General features: G+C 62.5%; 18 protein-coding genes. 11 read left to right on the top strand and 7 right to left on the bottom strand.

The features are described 5' to 3' along the window. Nucleotides 1-46 precede the first annotated feature (46 nt). The 5 genes from N430_RS12895 to N430_RS12915 all read right to left on the bottom strand — a co-directional run bounded on the left by N430_RS12895 (nt 47) and on the right by N430_RS12915 (nt 6,022). The gene (locus N430_RS12895; protein WP_110637599.1) at nt 47-1,378 is read right to left on the bottom strand and encodes an APC family permease; all 1,332 of its coding nucleotides are present in this window, start codon (nt 1,376-1,378) and stop codon (nt 47-49) included. Nucleotides 1,379-1,390: 12 nt separating this feature from the next. Then, complete coding sequence (locus N430_RS12900; RefSeq protein WP_110637598.1) at nt 1,391-2,548, bottom strand: iron-containing alcohol dehydrogenase; 1,158 nt, start codon at nt 2,546-2,548, stop codon at nt 1,391-1,393. 218 nt (nt 2,549-2,766) lie between these two features. Next, nucleotides 2,767-3,642: an alpha/beta fold hydrolase gene (locus N430_RS12905; RefSeq protein WP_110637597.1), complete on the bottom strand. Its 876-nt coding sequence runs from the start codon at nt 3,640-3,642 to the stop codon at nt 2,767-2,769. After that, nucleotides 3,639-5,165, bottom strand: coding sequence for an NAD(P)/FAD-dependent oxidoreductase (locus tag N430_RS12910; protein ID WP_110637596.1), 1,527 nt, complete (start codon nt 5,163-5,165; stop codon nt 3,639-3,641). The genes N430_RS12905 and N430_RS12910 overlap by 4 nt, the downstream gene beginning before the upstream one ends. A gap of 275 nt (nt 5,166-5,440) precedes the next feature. After that, nucleotides 5,441-6,022 carry a TetR/AcrR family transcriptional regulator gene (locus N430_RS12915; RefSeq protein WP_010953715.1) on the bottom strand — a complete coding sequence of 194 codons (582 nt, stop codon included), beginning with the start codon at nt 6,020-6,022 and terminating at the stop codon, nt 5,441-5,443. Between the two features lie 250 nt (nt 6,023-6,272). On the opposite strand from N430_RS12915, the gene N430_RS12920 reads away from it, so the two are divergent. From N430_RS12920 to N430_RS12950, 7 genes are all read left to right on the top strand, one after another. Then, a complete protein-coding gene (locus tag N430_RS12920; RefSeq protein ID WP_110637595.1) occupies nt 6,273-7,160 on the top strand; it encodes a phytanoyl-CoA dioxygenase family protein in 888 nt (295 codons plus the stop codon). A 20-nt stretch (nt 7,161-7,180) separates the two neighbouring features. Continuing rightward, nucleotides 7,181-8,548 (top strand): FAD-binding oxidoreductase, encoded by a 1,368-nt coding sequence (locus N430_RS12925; RefSeq protein WP_110637594.1) that lies wholly within the window; start codon nt 7,181-7,183, stop codon nt 8,546-8,548. A gap of 89 nt (nt 8,549-8,637) precedes the next feature. Next, complete coding sequence (locus tag N430_RS12930; protein ID WP_110637691.1) at nt 8,638-9,285, top strand: hypothetical protein; 648 nt, start codon at nt 8,638-8,640, stop codon at nt 9,283-9,285. Between the two features lie 472 nt (nt 9,286-9,757). Next, complete coding sequence (locus tag N430_RS12935; protein WP_110637593.1) at nt 9,758-11,179, top strand: DUF1329 domain-containing protein; 1,422 nt, start codon at nt 9,758-9,760, stop codon at nt 11,177-11,179. Nucleotides 11,180-11,203: 24 nt separating this feature from the next. Beyond that, on the top strand, nt 11,204-12,850 hold the full coding sequence (locus tag N430_RS12940) for a DUF1302 domain-containing protein (protein ID WP_371922775.1): 1,647 nt from the start codon (nt 11,204-11,206) through the stop codon (nt 12,848-12,850). Between the two features lie 8 nt (nt 12,851-12,858). Then, the gene (locus N430_RS12945; protein ID WP_110637592.1) at nt 12,859-15,273 is read left to right on the top strand and encodes an RND family transporter; all 2,415 of its coding nucleotides are present in this window, start codon (nt 12,859-12,861) and stop codon (nt 15,271-15,273) included. Nucleotides 15,274-15,283: 10 nt separating this feature from the next. Then, nucleotides 15,284-16,246, top strand: coding sequence for a YCF48-related protein (locus N430_RS12950; RefSeq protein ID WP_110637591.1), 963 nt, complete (start codon nt 15,284-15,286; stop codon nt 16,244-16,246). 116 nt (nt 16,247-16,362) lie between these two features. On the opposite strand, the gene N430_RS12955 is transcribed toward N430_RS12950, so the two are convergent. Further along, entirely contained in the window at nt 16,363-17,232 is an 870-nt protein-coding gene (locus N430_RS12955) for a phytanoyl-CoA dioxygenase family protein (RefSeq protein WP_110637590.1), read from the bottom strand. Nucleotides 17,233-17,470: 238 nt separating this feature from the next. Here N430_RS12955 and N430_RS12960 point away from each other — a divergent pair, with 238 nt between their 5' ends. After that, nucleotides 17,471-18,724, top strand: coding sequence for a CdaR family transcriptional regulator (locus tag N430_RS12960; protein WP_218278054.1), 1,254 nt, complete (start codon nt 17,471-17,473; stop codon nt 18,722-18,724). 56 nt (nt 18,725-18,780) lie between these two features. On the opposite strand, the gene N430_RS12965 is transcribed toward N430_RS12960, so the two are convergent. Then, nucleotides 18,781-19,347: a TetR/AcrR family transcriptional regulator gene (locus N430_RS12965; protein ID WP_165837356.1), complete on the bottom strand. Its 567-nt coding sequence runs from the start codon at nt 19,345-19,347 to the stop codon at nt 18,781-18,783. Nucleotides 19,348-19,441: 94 nt separating this feature from the next. Here N430_RS12965 and N430_RS12970 point away from each other — a divergent pair, with 94 nt between their 5' ends. Genes N430_RS12970 through N430_RS12980 form a run of 3 tightly spaced genes read left to right on the top strand, consistent with a single transcriptional unit; the run spans nt 19,442 to nt 25,122 of the window. Beyond that, on the top strand, nt 19,442-20,575 hold the full coding sequence (locus N430_RS12970) for a MexC family multidrug efflux RND transporter periplasmic adaptor subunit (RefSeq protein ID WP_110637587.1): 1,134 nt from the start codon (nt 19,442-19,444) through the stop codon (nt 20,573-20,575). 15 nt (nt 20,576-20,590) lie between these two features. Beyond that, nucleotides 20,591-23,719, top strand: coding sequence for an efflux RND transporter permease subunit (locus tag N430_RS12975; RefSeq protein WP_110637586.1), 3,129 nt, complete (start codon nt 20,591-20,593; stop codon nt 23,717-23,719). Then, on the top strand, nt 23,719-25,122 hold the full coding sequence (locus N430_RS12980; protein WP_110637585.1) for an efflux transporter outer membrane subunit: 1,404 nt from the start codon (nt 23,719-23,721) through the stop codon (nt 25,120-25,122). Before N430_RS12975 ends, N430_RS12980 begins: the two co-directional genes overlap by 1 nt. The last annotated feature ends 30 nt before the right edge of the window (nt 25,123-25,152 follow it).

Genomic DNA, 25,152 nt, shown 5'->3' on the forward strand with positions numbered 1-25,152 from the left:
TGCCTTGGGATTGTCGTCAGAGCGTTCGATGGAAAGGTGGCGTGCATTACGCCAGGGCGTCGGGGACCGGGTTACGGAACAGGCTGGTCCGGCAGGCGAGGTAGATCAGCCCAAGGGCGAGCCAGCAACTGCCCATGATCAGCGCGTCTTTGTCCAGGCTGGCCAGCATCCACCCGGCCGTGACCAGGCCGATGAGGGGGCAGAGCACCCCACGCACCAGTCCGGCGCCATCCTTGATGCGCGCATCGAAGGTGAGGCGCAAGGCGCAGAGGTTGACGGCGGTGAAGGCGAGAAAGGCGCCGAAGTTGACCAGGGACGTCGCAGTTGCGATCGTCAGGCCAAACCCGGCGGTGCCGAATACACCGCATAGCAGGATGTTGAAGGCCGGGGTCTTGTAGCGAGGGTGCAGCGCGCCGAACAAGCGCCGGGGCAGTTGGTTGTCCCGGCCAAGGGCGTAGAGCAGCCGACCCACGCTGGCCTGGAATGACATCCCCGCAGCGAAGTGGGCGACGATGATCCCGCCCAGGACCACAGCGAAGAACAGGTCGCCGCCGATCATCCGGGCAATCTCGAAGGCGGCCCCGTCCACCAGCTCGAACGTGGGCGAGGGGTGCGCCAGGTACATGAAGTACGAGGAACCGACGTAGACCGAACCGCCGATCAGCGCGACCAGCAGGATGGCGCGTGGCAGCGTGCGGCCGGGGTCGCGGGTTTCTTCGCTCAGCGTGGACAGCGCGTCAAAGCCCAGGAACGAGTACGCGGCAATGGCGGCGCCGGCCATGCTGGTGGCGAAAGGCACGTCCTGATTGAAGAACGGCTTGGCCGACAGCAGCCCGCCAGGGCCGTTGGCCGCCACGATGTAGTGCACGCACAGCCCTATGAACACGACGATGATGACCAGTTGCACCACCATCAACAGCACGTTGAAGCGGTTGGCCACCTGAATGCCGAGCACATTGAGCAGCGATGTGGAGACGATGAAACCCGTGATCCACACCCACTGGGGCACTTCTGTAAACGCCATGTTGAGGTAGCTGGCGCCGAGCAGCCAGATCAGCATCGGGATGAAGAAGTAGTCGAGCAGGGCGGCCCAGCCCACCATGAAGCCGAGGTTGGCATTGAGCATCTTGCGGGTGTAGGTGTAGGCCGAACCTGCCACCGGGAACACCCTGACCAGTCGGCCATAGCTCAAGGCCGTGAACACTACGCCGGTGGCTGCGACCAGGTAGGCCATGGCCGTGGTGTTGCCGCTGGCCTGGGTGATCACGCCATAGGTGCCGAAGACGATCAGCGGGGCCAGAAATGCCAGGCCGAACAGCAGCACGGAAAACGGGCCCAGGGTGCGCCTCAACGAGGCGTCGGGGGTTGACTGACTCATGACAGTGCCCTCTTACGCGACGAAGTGGTAAGCGGTGGTGATGATGTCGTGGTAGGCCGCTACGGACATCGCCTTGGCATTGCTGGCGTCCGAGAAGTTCTGCTTGGACTTTTCGGCAATGGTCAGGAAGTCGCCCTCGCGCACACCCTTGACCTCGGCGAAGCGGGGAATGCCCAGGTCCTTGCTCATCTGGAACAGGTGGCCGACGGCGGCCTCGGCGGCGTCGACCGGTGACAGCGTGGGGTCGATCCCCAGCGCGTAGGCCACCTGGGCATGGCGGACGATATCGGCGTCACGGTTGTGGCCGAATACGAAGGGCAGGAAGATCGCGTTGCCCACGCCGTGGGGCGTGTCGTACATGCCACCGATGGCCTCGGAAATGCAGTGCACGCTGCCGACGTCGGCGTTGCCGAAGGCCATCCCGGCGATCAGGCTGGCCACCAGCATCTGCTCCCGGGCGGCCTGGTTGTCGGGCTCCTGCACGGCCGCCTTGAGGTGCTGGCTGATCAGGCGGATGGCATGCAGCGCCAGGCCATCGCTGATCGGGTTCGCCACGCGGCAGGTGTAGGCTTCGATGGCATGGGTCAGGGCATCCATGCCGGTTGCGGCGGCAATCGACGATGGCAGCGTGTCGGTGATGTGGGCGTCGAGCAACGCCAGTACCGGGCCGATGCGGTAGTCCAGGACGTTCATCTTGAAATGGCGGGCGGTGTCGGTGATCACCGAGAAGCAGGTGACTTCGCTACCGGTGCCTGCCGTGGTCGGGATGGCGACGATAGGGGGGATGGCACGGGTGAGCGTGAATGACCCCTCGTAGTCTTCGATCCGACCCTCATGGGTGAGCAGCAGGCTGATGGCCTTGGCCGCATCCATTGCGCTGCCACCCCCCACGGCCAGCAGGCCATCGATACCCGTGCCCCGATAGCGTTGCGCGGTGTGGTTGATGTCTTCGCTGCGCGGGTTGGCCTTGATGTCCGCCACTTCTTCGAAGGCGATGCCGGCCTTGTCCAGGCTGGTGTAGATGCTGTCCAGCAGCCCTGCCGCCTTGACCCCGGCATCGGTCACGATCAGTACACGTGCCAGGCCGAGGTCCCGCAGATGTTCACCGGTGCGTTCGCGCAGGCCGGGTTCCATCACGATCTTGCTGGGGAGTAAGAACTTGAATTCCATACGTACCTCTTGCTCAATTGTTGTCATTGTTGAAAGGGCAGTGGAGGATCACCCGCGCCTGGCCGTGGTCAACGGCTCAGGCGTGTGATGTGGGCCGGGCGCTGACGCACAGGCCGGAATGTTGTTGTTTTAAGTTCGGGTCAAACGTGTTGCGAAAAGCCTCCAGCGGAATAAAAAGAGGGGCGACCAAGCGACGCGCCCCTAAAAGGAAATCCGTGTTAGCGCATGTGCCCCGTCAGCAGGGACAGCAGCGTGCCCGACAGGCATGTCGGCAAGTCGTGCCCCATCCCGGGCAGCAGCACCAGGTTGGCGCCGGGAATTGCCGACGCCGTGGCGAACCCGCCGTTGGTGGCGACCATGAGGTCTTTGTCCCCATGAATGACCAGTGTCGGGCAGCGAATCCGCTGCAACTCCTCGGTACGGTCACCGGAGTTGATGATCGCGCCGATCTGCCTGGCGGTGCCGAGGTTGCCGGCCTCACCGCCACCTCGCGGCCAGGCCTGCATGGCGTAGTCACGCAAGGCCGGCTCGTTCCACTCCAGCCGCGACCCGATCAGGCCCATGATGTCCACGTAGTCGCGAACGCTTTCGTGCTGGTTGCGCGGCGGGCGGCGCAGGAGCTGGAACAGGGCTTTGAGCGCCGGCTGGCCGACACGCAGTGAGCCTGTCGTGGAAAAGATCGAGGTCAGTGTGCTGACACGCTCCGGGTAACGTGCGGCGAGTGTCTGGGCGATCATGCCGCCCATCGACATCCCCACCACATGCGCCTCTTCCAGATGCAATGCGTCCATGAGCCCGATCACGTCGTTGGCCATGTCCCCCAGGTCATAACCGGGCGTGCGCTTGCGCAGGAACTGCTGCAGGGTCGTGGGGGGAGCTACATCCGTGAAGAATGAGCGGCCTGCGTCACGGTTGTCCAGCGTGATGACCCGCAAGCCTTGCTCGACCAGGCCGTCGATGAGCGCTTGCGGCCAGTAGGTCAGTTGCAGCCCGAGGCCGACGATGAGCAGGACTGCCGGGGCGCTTTCGTCGCCATGGCTGCGGTAGCAGAGCCTGCGCTCGCCCGGTAATTCGCAGAAGCGATCGGTGCTCATCGGCGGCTACCTTGCTGCTGCAACTGAACGCCGGCACGCAATGGCGTGTTGGTCACGGTGCTGAAAGAAAGGCACTTGTCTGCCACCGTGCCGCGGCGCAGTACTTTGACATCGCGGAAATAGTCCATGGACATCACCCAGGGCTCGCGTGGCCCCTGGCGCGGCATGCTGGCCAGGGCGCGCTGCACGTAGCCGGCACCGAAGTCCAGCAACGGGCGGGTTTCGATGCCATCCGGCGCCTTGGCCTCGCAGACGTTGTAGCCTTGGCGCTCCATCAAGCCCAGCAAGCGGCAGAAGTGGTCGCACAACAGGCAGACTTTCAAGGTCCAGGAAGAGTTGGTGTAGCCCAGCGCAAACGCGAAGTTGGGCACCCCGGAAAGCATCATGCCTTTGTAGGCCAGGGTCTCGCTGAGCACGACCGGTTTGCCGTCCTTGTGCAGGGTGATGCCACCGAACAGCTGCACGTTCAGCCCCGTTGCGGTGACGATGATATCGGCCTTGAGCATCTTGCCTGACTTGAGCAATACACCGTGCTCGGTGAATCGCTCGATATGATCGGTGACGATGTCGGCTTTGCCCGCACTGATGGCTTTGAACAAATCGCCTTCGGGCACCGAGCACAGGCGCTGATCCCAAGGGTTATAGGGCGGGTTGAAATGCTCGTCGACCGGGTAGTCTTTCGGCAACTCCTTGCGGGTCAGCCACAGCAGCAGTTTCTTCGAAAGCTTGGGGAAGCGCTGGCAGAAGCCCCAGAAGGCCAGGGTGATCTTGGCGTTCTTGTAGCGCGTCAGGGAATAGGCGGTTTGCGCGGGCAGGACCTTGCGCAGGAACGCTGCAACCCCATCGTTGGCAGGCTGGTTGATGATGTAGGAGGGTGTGCGCTGCAGCATGGTGATGCTGGCGACCTTGTCGGCCATGGCCGGAATCAGGGTTACCGCAGTGGCGCCACTGCCAATGACCACGACGCGCTTGCCGGTGTAGTCGAGGTCTTCCGGCCAGTGTTGCGGATGGATGATCTGGCCCTTGAACTGTTCGGTGCCCTCGAAGCGGGGCGTGAAACCCTGGTCGTAGCGGTAGTAGCCACCTGCGCTGAACAGCCAGCGGCATTCGAGCATGCGGACCTGCGCCGTCTGGCCATCCTCGATGCGCACCGCCCACAGGCCCTTTTCACTTTGCCAGTTGGCCGAGATGACCTTCTGCTGGTACTGAATGAAGGGGGCCAGCTGGTGCTCGTCGATGGCTTCGGCCAGGTACTCGAGAATGTCTGCGGCGTCCGCCAGGGACTTGGCCTTGGTCCAGGGTTTGAAGTCGAAACCGAAGGTGTAGAGGTCCGAGTCGGAGCGGATGCCGGGGTAACGGAACAGGTCCCAGGTCCCCCCCACGCGCTCGCGGGACTCGAGGATGGCAAAGGTCTTGTTCGGCTGATTGCGTCGCAGGTAGGCCGCCGCGCCGATGCCAGACACACCGGCTCCCATGATCAGAACATCGAGCGGCTCAACCGGAAGAGCAGTGTGAGAGGACATGTCGCCTCCTATTGTTGTGTTATAGAGACTGATCTTTTGACTTGATCATTTGACTCAGAATAGAGTCGAGGAAGGGGTGGGACAAGGTGCAAAATGCACCACGTCACTGCTATTTCAGGATGATTTGCACCTATTGCTTCGCCGATCAGCGATCAGACAGGGTCAGTCTGGTAGATATCGTCATCGGTACGTTCGAAGGAGGCGCTGCGGCTTTAAGGGCCGGAGGGGGAGTGGATCGCCGTGCAGCGACGCAGCACGGCGAATCCTGTGGGGCCTCAGTAACTGGCCACCAGCAACTTGACTGCCTGGCAGGCGGTCTCGGTCTCGGCCTCCAGGCGTGCGCGGTCGCCGTGGGCGGACCAGGCGAGCATCAGGCCGTCGAACAGATTGATCAGCAAGCGGCTGATAGTGGTCAGTGCTGCCTGATCCAGCGCGCCGTCGGTGACCTTCACGATGGCCTGCTGGGCCGCTTCGAGGGAAACGGCATAGATCTTGGTTGCCATCTCCGGGTTGTTGCGCAGGTTCCAGCAAAACAGTTCGAACTGCGTGGTGGCCATTTCCGGGTGGGCGGTGAACCAGTTGACCAGCTGGCGCAGCATTTCCCCGACCGATTCCGCCGCGGTGGCGCCAGTCGGCACGTGTTGCAACGATTGTTGCGGCATGTTGATCAAGGACTCGTAGACCGCATAGAACAGCTCGTCCTTGGTGTGGAAGACATAGTGCAACGATGCCAGCGGCGAATCTGCGGCCGCAGCGATTCGCCGGGTTGTGGCGTTGGCCACCCCATGTTCCGCGATCACCTTCACGGTGGCCTCGATAAAGTCCTGCCTGCGCTCTTCAGCACCAATCCGAGCCATTGAGCGTTCTCCCTTTTCGGTATTGCCGCCGGCCCCTTGGCCCGGCGTTGACGGTGACGAATGCTAGCGCAAGGTCAAGCCTCAATCCATGAGTCGATGCAATCCCATTCCGTATGGGCACGGTAGGGTACGGAAAATTCAAATCAAACGACTTGATCACGTGACCATGTTCGGTAATGATGAGTTCACCACCCAGGTCGCCCGGCCTCGGTGGACAGAACAATGACAAAACCAGACAGGTAGAAAGCAGATGGATACACGAGCGCTCTCCACAGTCAGCAGCGACGCCTCGATCGAGCAGGTGGTGGACATCATCCGTCGTGACGGTGGCGTCATCATTGCCGACTTTGTTTCACCGGCAACGCTGAAATCCCTCACCGATGAGCTGGACAGCTACCTGAAGGTCACGCCTTGTGGTGTCGATCCTTATTTCGCCGGCACCCAGACCCGTCGTGTGGCCCGCATCATCGGGCGCAGCGACACCGCCGTGGAGGTGGCATTGCACCCGCTGTTCCTCGGCACGGCCAGGCAGATCCTGCAAACCCCTACCCACGTCTGGGTGGGCAGCGACCGCATCGAGATGGCGCCTGATATTCAACTGAGCATCACCCAGGCGATCCAGATTGGCCCAGGCCAAGGCCTCCAGCCGTTGCACCGTGACGATGCCACTTCGCTCTGGCGGCACCCTCAGTACGGGCGTGAGGCCAGGCTGCAAATGATGCTGGCCATTTCAGATTTCACCGAAGAGAACGGTGCGACGCGCGTCATCCCCGGTAGCCATCAATGGGATGACGAGCGGATGCCGACCCAGGAAGAGACCGTCGCTGCGCAAATGAAGGCTGGCTCCGCGCTGCTCTGGATCGGCTCGGTGTATCACGGCGGTGGCGCCAACACGACGGATTCCCCTCGTACTGGCCTGACGATGGCCTATGACTTGGCCTTCCTGCGCCTTGAAGAGAATCACTTCCTGTCCATTCCCGTCGAACGTGTTCGCCAGCTACCAGGTGCAATGCAACGCCTGCTGGGCTGGAGTGCCAGTTCCACGTTGCTCGGCTGGGTGGAAATCGATGGCCAGATGCGCGACCCGCAAGAGCTCCTGGGCATGCCGGCTTTCTCCGAGCCGGGTAAAGGCTTCTGACAATTCTGGGAGTGACGCGAATGAACGCGTTGAACAATGCGGCCGATGGTGACGCAGTACCGTTGAAGTTTCGCAGTCTGGGGGGATGGGTGGAGCAACCGGCTGATCTGCAGCCGACCCTCCAAGGTCACGCGCAGGCCGATGTGATCGTGATCGGCGCCGGCTTTGCCGGGCTGTCGACCGCGCTGGAACTCAAGGCGCTCGGGGCGGATGTGATCGTACTGGAACAGGAGTTCGCCGGTTTCGGTGCCAGTGGCCGCAATGCCGGCTACCTGCTGGGCAGCATGGGTATCGAGTACGACATGTTCGTCAAGCGCGTGGGCGTGCAGCAGGCGACGCAGTTCGTCAGGCTCTATGACGAAGCGGTGCCCTACGTGGAAGGTCGATTCAAGACCTTGGGTATTGACTGTGATTACAACCCTTCGGGCGTGCTGCGGGCAGGTGTTCATTCCAGCCAGGAGAAGCGCTTGCGGGAAAACATGGCGCTGGGGCAGAAACTGGGAGCGACGAGCCGCTTTGTCGACGGTGCCGAGATGCGTGCGCGGGGCATCCCCCCTGCGTTTCTGTTCGCCGCCGAGCAATGTGGTGGCACCTTGAACCCAGGGAAGTACATCGGCGGCCTGCGGCGCGCGGCCATCGAGGCGGGGGTGAAGCTCTACGAACGCACGCCGTTGCTGAGCTTCAGCGAAGGGCCGGTCATTACCTGCAAGACGGCCCATGGCAGTGCAACCGCCCCGGTGATGGTGCTGGCAACCAACGCCTATACCCCGCAGCTGGGGGTGTTGCGCAACAAGGTCGCGGCGATTCGGGTATCGGCAATCGAAACCCAACCGCTGTCGACGCAGCAGTTGGCTGCCCTCGGCTGGCCAGGGCGGGAAGGGATCATCACGCCGCACTACACCATGGAGAGCCATCGGCTGACGGCACACGGCACAATGGTGTTGACCGTCAAGAAGCTAGGTTATGCCTATGGGTCGAAGACGCCCAATATCCCGGACCACGACGCCTACACCGCATTGGCACAGGTACTGCGCGAGCGCTATCCGATGTTGCAAGGCCTGGGCGTCAAGCACTGCTGGAGTGGTTACGTCAGTGGTGCCTACGACTTCCTGCCGGTGATCGGCGCCATGGGCGCGAAACAGAACATTCACTACACCACCGGCTGCTCGGGCCATGGGTTGGGCACTCAATCGTTGATCGGGAAGCTCTTTGCCGAGCAAATCAGTGGCCAGGCGCCTGAGTTGCTGGCGGCGCTGCAACACAAGACGCCGTCCATGCTGCCTGAACCCCTGCAATGGTGCGCCATACATTCGGCCTTTGCGGCGGCCAAGTTGCTGGATGACTGGACCGATAGAAAAGTGCGTAAAGACAAAGCCAATAAGGGCTGAATGCAGTGGATGTGCTTGTTCTATGCCCGTCATGGTAGAGCGACGGCGCGACCCTTTTGACAGAGGCTGTTATCGTGGAACTCATAGATTTGTTTGCGTTGATCTCATGTGTGCTGCTGGTGATGAGTGGCTTGGGTTATGGTGTTGCATTTATAAGGCGTAAGAATTACCTGCTGGGCGTGGAGTTTTTGGTTGTAGGTATTTCTGCAACCAACTTCACGACGTTCATCGCCACGGGATGGCAAGCCAATTATAATGTGGCCATTTTTCTGGATGCGTTTTCCCGCGGGGTCGGCGTGCCGGTTATTGCAACGCTCGGGTTGATGGCGGTGACGCACAATTACAAGCCATCGCCGGCGAAGGACGTGCTCTTGTTCATGGCCGCTTTTGCCGCGACGGCCATTTATTACCTGTCGACAGGTTTCAAGGAGTGGCTGCCCTATTTCTATATGTTGATGTGGTCGCTCTACACGTTGTTCCTGGTCTACTTTATCTGGCGACTGGTACGTGTTGGCGAGACTGGGCATGCGCTGGCAACTCTTCTGGGAGGCGCGGCGGGGCTGACGATCGCGCTGCGGTATGACTTTTTCCCGATCCCGGGCGATGATACCAAGATGATCTTCATGACCTGCGCCTTCCTGACGTGGTCCTATTCGATTGTGCAGTTGTTTTATGCCTATGGGGCACTTCAGCGCTCAAGGAAAGTGCCATCGAATGCCATCCTTCACCCCCTTTAAAGTGCGGGGTAGTTAACGAACTGTTCACGGGCTGACGGAATGAGGGTTTGATATTTTCTGTTACTCCATGGCGGGCGAAAGCCTGCTTCTTTACCGCCCCAAGGGGCGGTTTTTTTATGGGTGAATCATTTGCGTTAGTTATGTCGTTCGATAAGCGAACAGCAGGTGGGTTTCCGTGTGGCACGTAGTAAATCTTTTAGTCGGTGCACTAAAAAAAGCATCTTTTAGTAACACATGTTTCCTTACTTCCCAATAAGGTGCAGGCGCCTGGCCTGCATTAATCGATAAATAAATTCAACGCACTGATTTCTCTAGCGTAATCCGCCAATAACGCATTCTGGCATGTGGATTGCGTACTGATCACGCGACATGGTCAAGTGATCATGTCGCGTGATCAGGATGTAGCAGGCGCCGATTTTCCCACTTGAAAGGTCGAGCAGTCGCTCCAAGCCCTTTGTTTGAGGATCCTCCAATGAAAGAAGTCAAAGCACGGTCGGAACGTGTCGAATCCACCCGCCGTATTTTCCGGCAGTTGCTGGTTACCCTTGCGGCCTCGACCGCTATCTGTTCGGTACAGGCTGCGCCCCAGGGGGCAGAGGCGCTGGGTTCGAAGTTGACGCCGCTAGGGGGCGAGAGCGCCGCCAACTCAAGCGGGGATATTCCCGCCTGGGCTGCCCCAGGGCCACAGGGGGCGGGCTGGAGCTACGGCCAGGTGCGAGGGGAGCATTGGAAGTTCAAGGGCGACAAGCCTCTGTACAGCATCGACTCGAGCAATGTGGCGCAACACGCGAGCCAGCTTTCACCGGCCCAGCTGGAACTGTTCAAGAAGGTTCCGGGCTATCGCATGGATGTCTTCCCCACCCGCCGTACCTGCGACGCGCCGAACTTCGTGGCTGAGAACACCCGGCAGAACGTGGGCTTCGCCAAGCTCGATGCTTCCGGTGTCGCCCTTGAAGAAGCCCATGTTCCGGGTATCCCGTTCCCGATGCCCACTACCGGTGCAGAGGTGATGTGGAACATGAAGATGCGCTATCGCGGCGTCGGCGTAGAAATCCCTCGGAGCATTTCAGGCATTTCTCCCCGCAAGGGCGGGGAGTGGTTACATCAGTCCACCGACACCTTCTTCCTGACCCCCTGGGGCAAGAAGGGCAGCGCGCTGTTCTCCTCCTACGGCCGTCTGGAAAACGCGACTTTCTTCAACTACCTGGAGCCCGCGGCGCTGGCCGGTCAATCCGCCGTGCAAACGGCTGTGGCCGGCGAACAGGCCACGACCTTCTACTACTTCCCCGGCCAGCGTCGCGTGCGCCGCATGCCGTCGTATTCCTACGACGCGCCACAGATCGGGCTCGACAACCAGTACACCGTGGACGAGGCGAACGTCTTCTTCGGCACCATGGACCGTTTCGACTGGAAGCTGGTCGGCAAGCAGGAACTGCTGGTGCCTTACAACGATTTCGGTGCCTACGACATCGCCGCCAAGGTGGAGGCGTTCGCCGGCAACGACTCGATCGCGCCGCAGTCGCGTCGCTATGAGCTGCATCGCGTCTGGGTCGTTGAGGCGAATGTCCGTCAAGGCATGCGCCACCAGGCGCCCAAGCGCATGTTCTACATCGACGAGGACAGCTGGAACCCGCTGCTGGCCGTCGACTTCGACAAGCAAGGGCAGATCTGGAAGGTGCGTGAAGGGTTCTCGATCCCCGTGTACGAGACCGGCGCTTGCGACGTGCAGGCCCAGGTCCAGTACAACCTGGCCGATGGTCGTTACCTCTTCGACATGACCTCGATCGGGGCCGGCAAGAACGATATCCGCTGGATCACCGAAGACAGTGGCAACCCTCGCCTGAAACGCGACTTTTTCACCTCCGACAACCTGCGAGCCATCAGCGAGCGCTAAACCGACGCCAGATCGAGAGCCAACATGAAAAGAATAATGACGAAAGCGTCAGGCCTTGCCATCGTGTGCGCAACCCCGCTGGCAATGGGGTTCACCTTTGAAACCGAAACCCTGACTGGCTCCTTCGATTCCACGATCACCGCTGGCATGGGCCTGCGGACGGAGTCGCGGGGCTGCAACCTGATCAACCAAGGGCCGACCGGGCACAACGTGCCCTCCGGCTGCCTGGCGCAGAGCTCCGGCGTGGCGGACCAGGGCGACCTGAACTACGACCGCGGCGACCTGTTCACCAACTACCTCAAGGGCACCCATGAGTTGTTGCTCAAGATGCCTGAGGACATCACCTTCATGGCGCGTGGCACCTGGATCCGCGACTTCGCGGCCACCGATACCACCGGCACGCTGTCGTTCAACACCCCAGAGAGCGTCGGGAGCAACGGGCTGAGTGACGACGCCCGCGACGACCTTGCCTTCAAGGCCCGCCTGCTGGACCTGTGGGTGAGCAAAGGCTTCGACGTAGGCGGGCAGCGGGTCCGCGCGCGCCTGGGCAACCAGGTGATCAACTGGGGCGAGAGCCTGTTCGTGGCCGGTGGCATCAACAACACCAACGCCTACGACTACCAGGCCTTGGCGCGCCCCGGCGTGCAACTCAAAGAGGCCGTGCTGCCGGCACCGATGCTCAGTGTCGCGTCGGGCCTCGGCTCGGGTGTCAACGTCGAGGCCTACTATCAGTTCCGCTGGAACAAGAGCGAGTTGCCGCCGGTGGGCAGCTATTGGTCAAACACCAACGCATTGGGCGAGGGCAGGGGAGGCTACGGGTTCTCCGAAAAGCACGCCCGCGACAGCGGCCAGTGGGGCCTTTCGCTGCGCTGGCAGCCGGAAGACAGCGACATCAACTATGGCTTCTACGTGATGCGTTATCACGACAAGTTGCCGTCGTTGCGCATCGCCATTCTTGACCCGAACACGTTCGCGGCGGCACCCACCTGGGAATACCAGGAAAACCGGATGATGTATGGCGTCAGTGCCAACATGCCGATCGGTGACTGGGCTGTCGGTACGGAGCTTTCGTACCGGCCGAAGGATTCGGTCATGCTCAACCCTGTGGTCGACCTGTGTTCCAGCAATGGGGGCAAATGCTGGAAAGACGAAAAGAAATTCCAGTGGCACCTCACCGGTCTTTACAGCTTCACGCCGTCCAACTCCCCGACGCTGCTCGATTTCACCGGGGCCAGCACGGGCACCCTGCTATCGGAACTGGTGGTCATCAAGTACCCCGGGCTGCATGACGAGGTCAATGGCGAACCACTCGCCCCAGGGCTCAATGCCTGGCAACTGGATCCTGCGACAGCGCCCAAGTCCCGTGGCGACAAGACCTCGTCGGGCATCAACCTGGACTTCAGCCTGACCTATGACGGCACGTTGCTGCCGGGCTGGCAGGTCACGCCCGGCGTCTTCTACTCGCGCTCGCTTGGAGGGCGAACGCCGAACCTGAGCGCCACCTTCACCGAAGACGCGAGCAGCATGAACCTGTACCTGAATTTCGTACGAAACCCGGCCAGTTGGCAGATTTCTCTCAACTACGCGAAGTTCATGGGCGGCGAAACCCCCTACGACCAGCTTTATCGTGACCGCGATTATGTCGGCATCGCGATCTCCCGCACCTTGTGAGGCCTGCCGTGAACGGTTCTGTAAAGCTATCTGAAGCCCCGGCACGTGGCCTGTTGTCACGCGTCGAGGGTGTGTTGTTCGGGCATCGTCGTCTGGTGCTGGCGAGCCTGGCGGTGTTCACGCTGATCATGGGCTGGTTCGCCGTGCAACTGCGCATGGATGCTGGCTTCGAAAAGCAATTGCCGCTAGGCCACGAATACATCAAGACATTCGAGGCCTACCGCAACGACCTGCTGGGCGCCAACCGGCTGACCATCGTGGTCAAGGCCCGACGGGGCGATATATGGAGCGCTGCGGGCCTGAAGCGGCTGTATGACGTCACCCAGGCAGTGACCTTCCTTCCTGGCGTGTCGCGCAGCAGTGTGCGGTCCCTGTGGACGCCCAATGCCTTCGTCAACGAAATCACCGAAGAAGGGTTTCGCGCTGATCCACTGGTACCGGGTACGGTTTCTCCCGATCACCTGGATGACCAGATCATCGCGACGATCGCCAACTCCACTGCCCAGGGTGGTTTCATCGGCACGTTGGTTTCCCGTGATCAGAGCAGCGCAATGATCACGGTGGAGCTCAACGAGTACGACACCAATGGCGCCCACCTGGACTACGTGGCGTTCAACCACAGGCTGGAAAAAGAGATCCGCCAACCATTCGAGGATGGCGAATTCGAAGTCCAGATCATCGGTTTCGCCAAGCAGATCGGCGACATCGCTGACGGTGCTTCAGCCGTACTGGAGTTCTGTTTGCTGGCGTTGCTCCTGACTGCGGGGGCGGTGTACTGGTATTGCCACTCCCTGCGTTTCACGCTGCTGGCGCTGGCCTGTTCGCTGGCCTCGCTGGTATGGCAGTTCGGCAGCCTGCGCCTGTTGGGCTACGGGCTCGACCCGTTGGCGGTGCTGGTGCCCTTCCTGGTGTTCGCCATCGGCGTTTCCCATGGTGTGCAGCAAATCAACTTCATCGTCCGCGAGATCGCCATTGGCAAGAGCGCCGAAGAGGCGGCGCGCTCTAGCTTCACGGGGTTGCTGATTCCCGGGACACTGGCGCTGGTGACCGCGCTGGTTTCCTTCGTGACGCTGCTGCTGATCCCCATCCCGATGGTGCGTGAGCTGGCGATCACGGCCTCGCTTGGCGTGGCCTACAAGATCATCACCAACCTGGTGATGTTGCCGTTGATGGCGTCGTTACTGAGTGTCGATGACAAGTACGCTGCCGCCCAGGAAGCCTCCCGACAGCGCCGGACCCGCTGGCTGCGTGGCTTGGCCCGGCTCGCCGAGCCGCGCAGGGCGCAATGGGTGCTTGGCGTTGCCTTGGTGGTCTTCCTGGTGGCGATCTGGCAAAGCCATGACCGTGTCGTTGGCACACTGCAGGCGGGCGCGCCGGAGCTGCGCGAGGATGCCCGCTTCAATCGCGATGCGGTCTCTATCGCTGGCAACTACGACATTGGCCTGGACTGGCTCAGCGTGGTGTTCGAGGTCAACACGGCCCCCTCTGGAGAAGACAGCCAGGCGGCCTGCGAGGATGTCGCCCTGGGCCAGTATCAGGATCGCTTCGTGTGGGCCATGCAGGGGGTGCCCGGTGTCCTCTCGGTCGCGTCCTTCTCCAGCAACATGCGCCAGTTCAACGAGGGCTACAACGAAGGCAACCCGAAGATGGCGGCGGTACCCATTGACCCGATGAACTACGCTGCGCTGGCCACCGAGGTGGCGCGCACGCCCGGGCTGATGCGCACCGACTGCAGCATGTCGGCGGTGCACCTGTACCTGGCCGATCACAAAGCCACGACCCTCACCCGAGTGGTGGACGCCGCCAAGGCGTTCCGCAGCGAGTATCCGATGCCAGGCATTTCGGTGCGCCTCGCTTCGGGCAACGCCGGGGTGCTGGCCGCCATCAACGAGGAGGTGGAAAAAAGCGAAACTCCCATGTTGCTTTACGTCTATGCCGCCATCGCATTGCTGGTGTTCGTGGTGTACCGCGACCTGCGGGCAGTTCTGGTGTGTTGCCTGCCGCTGACCATCGGCACCTTCGTTGGCTACTGGTTCATGAAGGAGCTGCAGATCGGCCTGACCATCGCCACCTTGCCGGTGATGGTGCTGGCGGTGGGCATTGGCGTCGATTACGCCTTCTACATCTACAACCGCCTGCAGTTGCACCTGGCCCATGGGCAGTCGATCACCAAGGCAGTGGAGTACGCGCTGCTCGAAGTGGGTGTCGCCACTATTTTCACCGCCATCACCCTGGCCGTGGGCGTGGCCACCTGGGCCTTCTCGGAACTCAAGTTCCAGGCCGACATGGGCAAGCTGCTGGCCTTCATGTTCATCGTCAACATGGTCATGGCCATGACCGTGCTGCCGGCCTTCGCCGTCTGGCTGGAGCGGGTATTCCCACGTAAGCGCCCCGTGCGCATGATCGGCGCGCTGGTGCACTGAGGAGAGCAGCATGAAGTTCAGGGCTTTATTCACTGCAGCATTGCTCGCAGCAGCATTGCCACCGGTGTCGCTTCAGGCCGCGCCGTTGCAGGCCGTGCCGGCCGTACAGGCGAGCAATGCCAGGCAGGCCACCATGCTGGCCGCCGGCTGGGCGGGGGCGCGCATGGTGGCCGTGGGCGACCACGGCGTCGTGCTGTTATCCGACGATCAGGGCATGCAGTGGCGCCAGGCGAGGTCGGTACCGCTGTCCACACCGTTGACGGGCGTGTCTTTCGTGGATGCCAGGCGCGGGTGGGCGGTTGGCCACTGGGGTGCGATCCTGGTCACCACCGATGGCGGGGAGTCCTGGCAGGTCCAGCGCCTTGCCACCGAAGAGGACCGGCCCCTGTTCGCGGTGCACTTCTTCAATGCCCGGCAGGGTGTGGCGGTAGGCCTCTGGTCGTTGGTGCTGACTACCGAGGATGGGGGCCAGACGTGGGCCGAGCAGCCGGTGCAGGCCCCGCCCGGGGCCAAACGGGCCGACCTCAACCTGATGGGACTGTTTGCCGACAGCCGCGGTACGCTGTACGCCACGGCTGAGCATGGGCAGGTTCTGCATTCCGAGGACCAGGGGAAAAACTGGCGTTACCTGGATACTGGCTACGAAGGCACCCTGTGGTCAGGCGCGGTACTGGCCGATGGACGTCTGCTGCTGGGTGGCCAGCGCGGCACCCTGTTGCAGGGTTCAGTGGACGGCAAGCGCTTCCGCCGAGTGCCAACGCAAAGCAAGGGCTCTGTCACTTGCGTAGCGGTAGCGGGCTCTCGTGTGCTGGCGGTCGGGCTGGATGGGCTGAGCGTGCAGAGCAGCGATGGCGGGCATAGCTTTCAGGAAACGCAGACCGCTGATGGCCTTTCACTGACGGCGGCGTTGTTCAACGCCGAAGGCGTACCTGTATTGTTTTCACGCCGAGGGGTGATGCCCCACCAGGAATGAAGGGTTGCCCACTCGCTCAGAGGCCAGGCATCGCAAACCGATGCCTGGCCTGTTTCCTTGCCTGGGCGATTGGGTGGTCGTGGCACCTTGAGGCCCAGGCAAGTCAACGCTGGCCGCTAGAGCTGAAGGTAATCCGCCAGTTCTGCGTAGTTATGTTGCCAAAGGCCAGGGCTGCCATTGGGGTATTGGGAGCGGAAACCGAGGATCTTCTGTACCCGCGGAGAAAGCGTGCGCACCAGCTCGAGCGGCACGATCAACGGGTAGGCTTCTTCAGGCGTGATGATCGAAGCCTGCATCGGGATCGTCAGCCCGCGACGGTAACAGTCAGTGGTGACGTTGGCCCCGCCACCATGGACGACCTTGCCGCCGAACAGCACGGCATCCCCGGCTTTGAGCAGGGCAGGAATCGTCATCTCTGGGGTTCCGACATCGTCGAAGTCATCCCAGTCCTGGCTCCCGGGGATCAAGCGCGTGGCGCCGTTTTCCTCGGTAAAGTCGGTCAGCGCCAGCATGAGGTTGGTGATGGCGCGTGGCGCATGCTTGTTCATGGTCACGAACGGCTGGTACTGCATCATGTCACGGTGCAGCATTTGTGCTTTGTTGCCTGGGCCGATTTCGATCAACTGGGCCGTGGTCAGCCACCAGTCACCGCACTCCGGGGCGTAAAGCACGTTCCCCAGTTCGTGGAAGAGGTCGTCATCGAGAATTTCCTCCCGAAAGGTCTTGCTGTGGGTGACGAGGTTGGTGAGCCGTTTGGTCTGATGGCCATGGAACTCGGCGATCAGCGCGTGCTCGTGCCTGGAGCCGGCATCGAGCGCGGCCAGGGGGGCGTCGAGTTCGTTGTTGATCCGTACGACTTGTTCAGGGGTCATGAAGTTGCGGATGATTACTGCACCTGCTTGGTCGCTCAGCAGCGCAATCTCTTGCGCGGAAGTCGAGCGGGTTACCACGGGCAGGCTTGGCGTGGCGTCGCGAGAGGCTGACATTGAGAACACTCCAGATTGAAAGGAACGGATGCGCAGGCGGGTTGACGTTTGATCAACGGGCATCAGGAAACAGGCCTGCTTGCCACTGCGCTAAACCCAAAAAAGGGACATGGAGCGTCACGGTGCCTCCTTGTATTTTTTGTTCAGGCAGTGCGTTCATGCTAGGTTTCCACTGGCCCTGCGCCTAGGTACGAACTGCACCATTTTCCAGCCGTTTTTTGAGTGATTTGCACAGCCCATGACCAGCACGCCATCACCCTGGCCACGCCCCTCGGAAACCGTTCGCGAGCTCATGCGCAAAGGCGCCGAACTCGCTCAGGCGCTGCCACCCGAGTGGGTCGAGCGCCTGAACCAGGCACTGTTCTCTTCGCCCGAAGATGCCAGGTTGCTGGAGGACCCGGTCATCCTCGCGGCGTGCCGGCGCGCCAACCGAGCAGAGTTGCTGCACTGGGCGAATGCCAACTTGCAGCGCCCTGGGGAGCCGGTGGAGCCTTACGTGTCCGCTGACATGGTGGACACGGCCAGGGAGCTCGCCCGCAGGGGGTTGTCCGAACTGCTGATGAATGTTGCAAGGTCGACACAGAACGCAGCCTGGGACCTGTGGATGAAGATGGCCTTCAGCCTGACGCAGGATCCCGCGGTGCTCGAGGAATTCCTGGAGGTCTCGTCACGGTCGATCTCGGAATTCATCGACAGCAACATGCGTGTGGTGACGCAGATCATCCTCGAAGAAAAAAGCGCCCAGGCCCATGACGACCCTGTCGATAAACGCAGCCTGGTCAGCCGGCTGCTCGATGGCAGGGATGTGGACGCGGAGCAGTTCGGCAGGCGACTGGGCTACAGCCTGGCTCAGAGGCACCGTGCCTGCCTCGTCTGGAGCGAAACCCCGGACGCCGAGATTCGCCCCTTGGAGAATATGGCGCGGGCCCTGGCGCAGCTCACGGGCACTGTAGCGCCTCTGATCGTATTCGCGGGCCCTGCGACCCTGTGGGCCTGGAGCAATGCGACAAAGCCGCTGGACCTGAACCTGCTGCAGGGCGTCGCCCGGCAATTTCCGAAGATACGCGCGGCAATCGGTTCGGCGGGCGCGGGGATGAATGGCTTCCGGCGCTCGCACCTGGAGGCCTTGACCACCCAGCGGTTGATGGGCCGTTTGGCGGGCTCACCCGCCGTGGCCACGATCGATCAGGTGAGGATGGTGTCGCTGATGACCCAGGATGCCCGCGCGGCCAGGCAGTTCGTCTTGAGCACGCTGGGGCGCCTGGCGACCGAACCCACGGTTCTTCAGCATTCGTTACACGCCTTCCTGGCCAATGGCTGCAACATCACCCAGACCGCCGAGGTGCTGGGTACCCATCGCAATACTTTGCTGCGCCGGCTGGAGCGCGCCCAGGACCTGCTGCCTATCGCGCTTGCCGACCATCGCATCCAGGTCGCCGCTGCCCTTGAGCTGGTGATCTGGAGCACGCCACTCGATGGCGACGAGCAATAGTGTTCATTCCCTTCCGTTGACGCCATAGCGCTTCACGGCTGTTGCCCTGCGCGCGCTCAACGGGGCGCCCGCCTTGCAATGCCCTGCAGAAACGCATGCTCCAGCACCGTTGCACTCTCGCTTGGCGCGCGCCCTCGTTGGCGGGCGTCGACCATGCCATGCAACAGCGATACGAACATCTCGGTCAGCAACGGCGCGCTGACATCCGCTCGAAACACGCCCTGTCGCTGGCCGCTGAAAAACAACGCATCGAGCCTTTCCACATAGAACCGCAAGTCGTGCTGCAAGCTCATGTGCACAGGGTAGCGGGAGGCAAGGAACGCGATCAGTTCACCCTGGGCCAGGTGCGCGTGAATCAGCTGACGCAACGCGGCCAGGGGCTCTTTGCCGGCCAGCATGCCGCTGTTGTCGAGGATCTGCATGAGCGTGCCTTTGGCGTGCTGTTCGAGCTGGCAATCGAGGTTGTCTCTGGTACCGCAGTAACGGTGCAAGGTTGCCCGGCTGATGCCCGCCAACACCGCCAGCTCGCCCATGGATGCTCTGGGGCGCAAGGCGACAGCGGCATAGAGGGCATTCACCAGCTTGGCGGGAAGCGATGAAAACGGGAAGTCTGAAGTGGCCATCAAGAGTCTATTATGATTTTTATGAGACATTATTGACTCATATGAGTTTGAAACGTAGCATCCGCCCCGTTTTCAATCAAGGTTCGGGGGCGTGATGGGCAAGACAGGTTTGATAAGGGTGGGCGCATTGGCCATGGCAATCACCTTGGCCGGGTGTGAGCCCGCAGCAGAGCAGGGCGGTGCAGCCCATGCGAGCTATCCGGTGGAAATCGTGACGTTGGCGTCCGAGCAGGTGGCCTTGGCCGCCGAGCTACCGGGCCGAGTCGAGCCGATGCGCGTCGCCGAGGTGCGGGCGCGGGTGCCGGGTATCGTGTTGCACAAGCGCTTCGAGGAGGGGGCTGACGTCAAGGCGGGGGATGTGCTGTTCCAGATCGACCCGGCGCCGTTCAAGGCAGCCCTGGCCCGCGCCGAGGCCGACCTCGCCCGTGCCCAGGCCGTGCAGCAGGAGGCCCAGGCGCGAGTGAAACGCTATGAGCCGCTGGTCAGGATCGAAGCGGTCAGCCAGCAGGATTTCGACAGCGCCACCGCCGAACTGCGCAGCGCCGGTGCGGCGGTGCGTTCTGCCCAGGCCGACGTGCAGGCCGCACGCCTGAACCTGGGTTATGCCACTGTCACCGCGCCGATCTCCGGGCGCATTGGTCGCGCGCTGATTACCGAAGGGGCGTTGGTGGGGCAGGGTGATGCGACACTGATGGCCCGAATCCAACAGCTCGACCCGATCTACATCGACTTCACGCAGTCTGCCGCTGACGCGCTGCGCCTGCGCCAAGCGCTGAAGGACGGCACGCGCGCAACTGACAGCCAGCGTTTGACCGCGCAAGTAGAAGGCACCGACTTCCAGCGCTCGGGCGAGCTGATGTTCACCGATGTGAGTGTGGACCGCGGCACCGGCCAGATCATCCTCCGTGGGCGTTTCGATAACGCGGACGGCACGCTGTTGCCGGGCATGTATGTGCGCGTGCGCACACCTCAAGGTACCAACACCCACGCCATCCTGGTCCCTCAACGTGCGGTCCAGCGTGGCAGCGACGGCCAGGCACGGGTTTTGGTCGCCGCCAATGGCATTGCTGAAGCACGCGCCGTGCAAACCGGCGTGATGCAGGGCGCACGCTGGCAAATCACCGAAGGGCTCAAACCTGGTGATCAGGCAATCGTCGGCAGCCCGGCAGGGTTGGCCCCCGGCATGCCGGTGGTGCCTGCACCGCAACAAACGGCCGCCGCCCAGTGATGCGAGGAAATTGAGATGTCCAGGTTTTTCATCTACCGCCCGAACTTTGCCTGGGTCATGGCGTTGTTCATTTCACTGGCAGGGTTGCTGGTGATTCCGGCCTTGCCCGTGGCCCAATACCCCAACGTGGCGCCACCGCAGATTTCCATCACCGCCTCTTACCCTGGCGCTTCGGCCAAGGTCATGGTGGAGTCGGTGACCAGCATCATCGAACAGTCGCTCAACGGCGCCAAGGGCCTGCTGTACTACGAGTCCACCAACAACTCCAATGGCGTGGCCGAAGTGATGGTGACCTTCGAGCCAGGCACCGACCCGGACATGGCGCAGGTCGATGTGCAGAACCGTCTGAAACAGGCCGAGGCACGCATGCCTCAGGCAGTGCTGAGCCAAGGACTGAAAGTCGAGCAGGCCAGCTCCGGCTTCCTGCTCATCTACGCCCTGACCAGCACGGCCGGCAACCGTGGCGATACCACGGCCTTGGCCGACTACGCCGCGCGTAACATCAACAACGAACTACTGCGCGTGCCCGGCGTGGGCAAACTGCAGTTCTTCGCCTCGGAAGCGGCCATGCGGGTATGGGTGGATCCGCAGAAGCTGGTGGGGTATGGCTTGTCCATCGACGACATCAATACGGCGATTCGCGGCCAGAACGTCCAGGTGCCAGCCGGCAGCTTCGGCAGTACGCCGGCTGCCAGCGAGCAGGAGCTGACCGCGACCCTGGCCGTGCAGGGCACCCTCGACACACCGGAGGCTTTCGCTGGCATCGTCCTGCGCGCGAACCCCGATGGCTCAAGCGTAAGCCTGGGGGATGTGGCGCGCATGGCCATCGGTAGCGAGAACTACAACCTGTCGGCGCGCCTAAACGGCCACCCGGCGGTGGCCGGTGCGGTGCAGCTGGCGCCCGGCGCCAATGCCATCCAGACCGCGACGCTGGTCAAGGAGCGCCTGACCGAGCTGTCGCAGTTCTTCCCCGAAGGTGTCGAATACTCGGTACCGTACGACACCTCGCGCTTTGTCGATGTGGCCATCGAGAAGGTGATCCACACCCTGATCGAAGCCATGGTGCTGGTGTTCCTGGTGATGTTCCTGTTCCTGCAGAACGTTCGCTATACCTTGGTCCCGTCGATCGTGGTACCGGTGTGCCTGCTCGGGACGCTGATGATCATGAAGCTGCTCGGCTTCTCGGTGAACATGATGACCATGTTCGGCATGGTGCTGGCCATCGGTATCCTGGTGGACGACGCCATCGTGGTGGTGGAGAACGTCGAGCGGTTGATGGCCGAGGAAGGCCTGTCGCCCGTGGACGCGACCATCAAGGCGATGGGGCAGGTGTCCGGGGCGATCATCGGCATCACCTTGGTGCTGGCGGCGGTGTTCCTGCCGTTAGCGTTCATGTCCGGTTCGGTGGGGGTGATCTACCAGCAGTTCTCGGTCTCGCTGGCGGTGTCGATCCTGTTCTCCGGCTTCCTGGCCCTGACCTTCACCCCGGCGCTATGCGCCACGCTGCTCAAGCCGGTGCCCCATGGCCACCATGAAAAGGCCGGTTTCTTCGGCGCCTTCAACCGTGTTTTCGCCCGTGTCACCGAACGCTATTCGCTGCTCAACAGCGAACTGGTGGCACGTGCCGGCCGCTGGATGCTGGCGTATGTCGGCATCCTGGTGGTGCTGGGCTATTCCTATGTGCGCTTGCCGGAGGCTTTCGTGCCGGCCGAGGACCTTGGCTATAGCGTCGTCGATGTGCAACTGCCACCAGGCGCCAGCCGGGTACGTACCGACCACACCGCCGAGGCGCTGGAAAAATTCCTGATGTCCCGTGAGGCGGTGGCCAACTCGTTCATTGTCAGTGGCTTCAGTTTCTCGGGCCAGGGTGACAATGCCGCATTGGCCTTCCCGACCTTCAAGGACTGGTCACTGCGCGACAAGGCGCAATCGGCGGAGGCGGAAACGGCAGCGATCAACGCGCAGTTCGCCGCCAACGGTGATGGCACCATCACTGCTGTCATGCCGCCACCGATCGACGGCCTGGGCAACTCCGGTGGTTTCGCCCTGCGCCTGATGGACCGTGGTGGCCTCGGGCGCGAAGCACTGCTCGCGGCCCGTGATCAGTTGCTGGCGCGTGCCAACGGCAACCCGGTCATCCTCTACGCGATGATGGAAGGCCTGGCCGAAGCACCGCAGCTGCGCCTGCACATCGACCGGGAAAAGGCCCGTGCCCTGGGCGTTAGCTTCGAAGCCATCAACAACACCTTGGCCACCGCCTTCGGTTCGGCGGTGATCAACGACTTCACCAATGCCGGGCGCCAACAGCGCGTGGTGGTGCAGGCTGAGCAAGGCGAACGCATGACGCCCGAAAGCGTGCTGCGCCTCTATGCCCCCAATGCCGGCGGCGAGCAGGTTCCGCTCAGCGCCTTCGTCACCACCCAGTGGGAAGAGGGCCCGGTGCAACTCGTGCGCTACAACGGCTATCCGTCAATCCGCATCGCCGGCGACGCTTCGCCGGGGCACAGTACCGGCCAGGCAATGGCCGAGATGGAGCGCCTGGTCAGCGAACTGCCGCCGGGTATCGGCTACGCCTGGACGGGCCTTTCCTACCAGGAGAAGGTGTCCAGCGGCCAGGCGGCCAGCCTGTTCGCCCTGGCCATCCTGGTGGTGTTCCTACTGCTGGTGGCGCTGTATGAAAGCTGGGCGATCCCGCTGACGGTGATGCTGATCGTACCGATCGGTGCCCTGGGCGCAGTGTGGGCAGTGACGCTCACCGGCATGCCCAACGACGTGTACTTCAAGGTCGGCCTGATCACCATCATTGGCCTGGCGGCAAAGAACGCCATCCTGATCGTCGAGTTCGCCAAAGAGCTGTGGGAGAAGGGCTACAGCCTGCGCGACGCAGCCATCGAGGCTGCGCGCCTGCGTTTCCGTCCGATCGTGATGACTTCCATGGCGTTCATCCTCGGCGTGGTGCCGCTGGCCATCGCCTCCGGCGCGGGTGCGGCAAGCCAGCGCGCCATCGGTACCGGCGTGATCGGCGGCATGCTCAGCGCCACCTTGCTGGGCGTGGTATTCGTGCCGGTTTGTTTTGTCTGGGTGTTGACGCTGCTAAAGCGCAAGCCTGCCCCGGCGCAACAGGCTGTCGAGGGGGCTGAGTGATGGTCATGATTAGTCGTGTACTTCCCCTGGTGCTGGCCTTGACCTTGGCCGGTTGCTCCCTGGCGCCCACCTACCAGCGCCCTGAGGCGCCGGTGCCGGTGGCATGGGGCGATGCCGGCGGTCACTCTGGCCGTGCAGTTGAACAGTTGCAGTGGCAGGCGTTCATTGTCGACCCGGTGCTGCGTCAGCTGATCGCCAGTGCGCTGGACAACAACCGCTCCTTGCGCCAGACCTTGCTCGACATCGAGCAGGCCCGCGCCCAGTACAGGATCCAGCGGGCCGACCGAGTGCCTGGGTTGAACGCCAGCGCCGCGGGCAATCGCCAGCACCTGCCGTCGGCGCTTTCGAGCGATGGCCGCGAAGGGGTCAACCGCACGTATCAGGTGGGCTTGTCGCTGCCAGAATATGAAGTGGACCTGTTCGGCCGCGTCAAAAGCCTGAGCGATGCAGCCTTGGAGCAGTACCTGGCCACCAGGGAAGTCGGGCGTGCCGCACGCATCATCCTGATCGCCGAGGTGAGCCAGGCCTACCTGACCTTGGACGGCGCCGAGCGGCGCCAGGCGCTGACCCGCCAGACCCTGGCCAGCCGCGAGGATTCCCTGGCGTTGGTCGGCCAGCGGCGCGCCGCCGGCACGGCCACGGCGCTGGACCACCAGGAGGCGCTGGGGCTGGTCGAACAGTCCCGTGCCGAACTCGAAGTCACCGTGCGCCAACAGCGCCAGGCCTACAACGCGCTGGTGCTATTGCTGGGCAGTGCCGAGGCGGCCAAGGCGATACCCCCTGAGCGCCCGGATGAGCCGATGGTGCTCAATGACATTGCACCGGGTACGCCGTCGGCATTAATCGAGCGCCGCCCCGATATCCTCGCCGCCGAACACCGGCTGCGTGCGCGCAATGCCGATATCGGCGCGGCGCGGGCAGCGTTTTTCCCGCGTATCAGCTTGACTGGCAGCTTCGGGACCGCCAGTGCGCAGATGTCCGGGTTGTTCGACGGTGGCTCGCGTAGCTGGACCTTCATGCCGCAGTTGTCGCTGCCGCTGTTCGACGCCGGGCGCAACCGAGCCGGGCTCAGCCTGGCCGAGGCACGCAAGGAGTCGGCCGTGGCCGCCTATGAAGGGGTGATCCAGGTTGCCTTCCGCGAGGTGGCCGATGCGCTGGTCGCCAACGACACCCTGCGCCGTGAGCAAATCGCGCGTCGAGCCTTGGCCGACACCAGCCGCGAGACCCTGGCGCTGGCCAAGGCACGTTACGAGGGTGGGGTGGACAACCATTTGCGCTACCTGGACGCCCAGCGCAACAGCTACGTGAACGAAGCAGCGTTCATCGAAGCCAGTACCCAGCGCCAACTGGCGTTGGTCGACCTGTTCCGCGCCCTCGGCGGCGGGTGGCCGAGCCAGGGCTGAATCTGCATCCTTTGGTTGGCATGTCCAGCC

The sequence above is a fragment of the Pseudomonas sp. CC120222-01a genome (genome assembly GCF_003097235.1).
Classification (GTDB): Bacteria; Pseudomonadota; Gammaproteobacteria; order Pseudomonadales; family Pseudomonadaceae; genus Aquipseudomonas.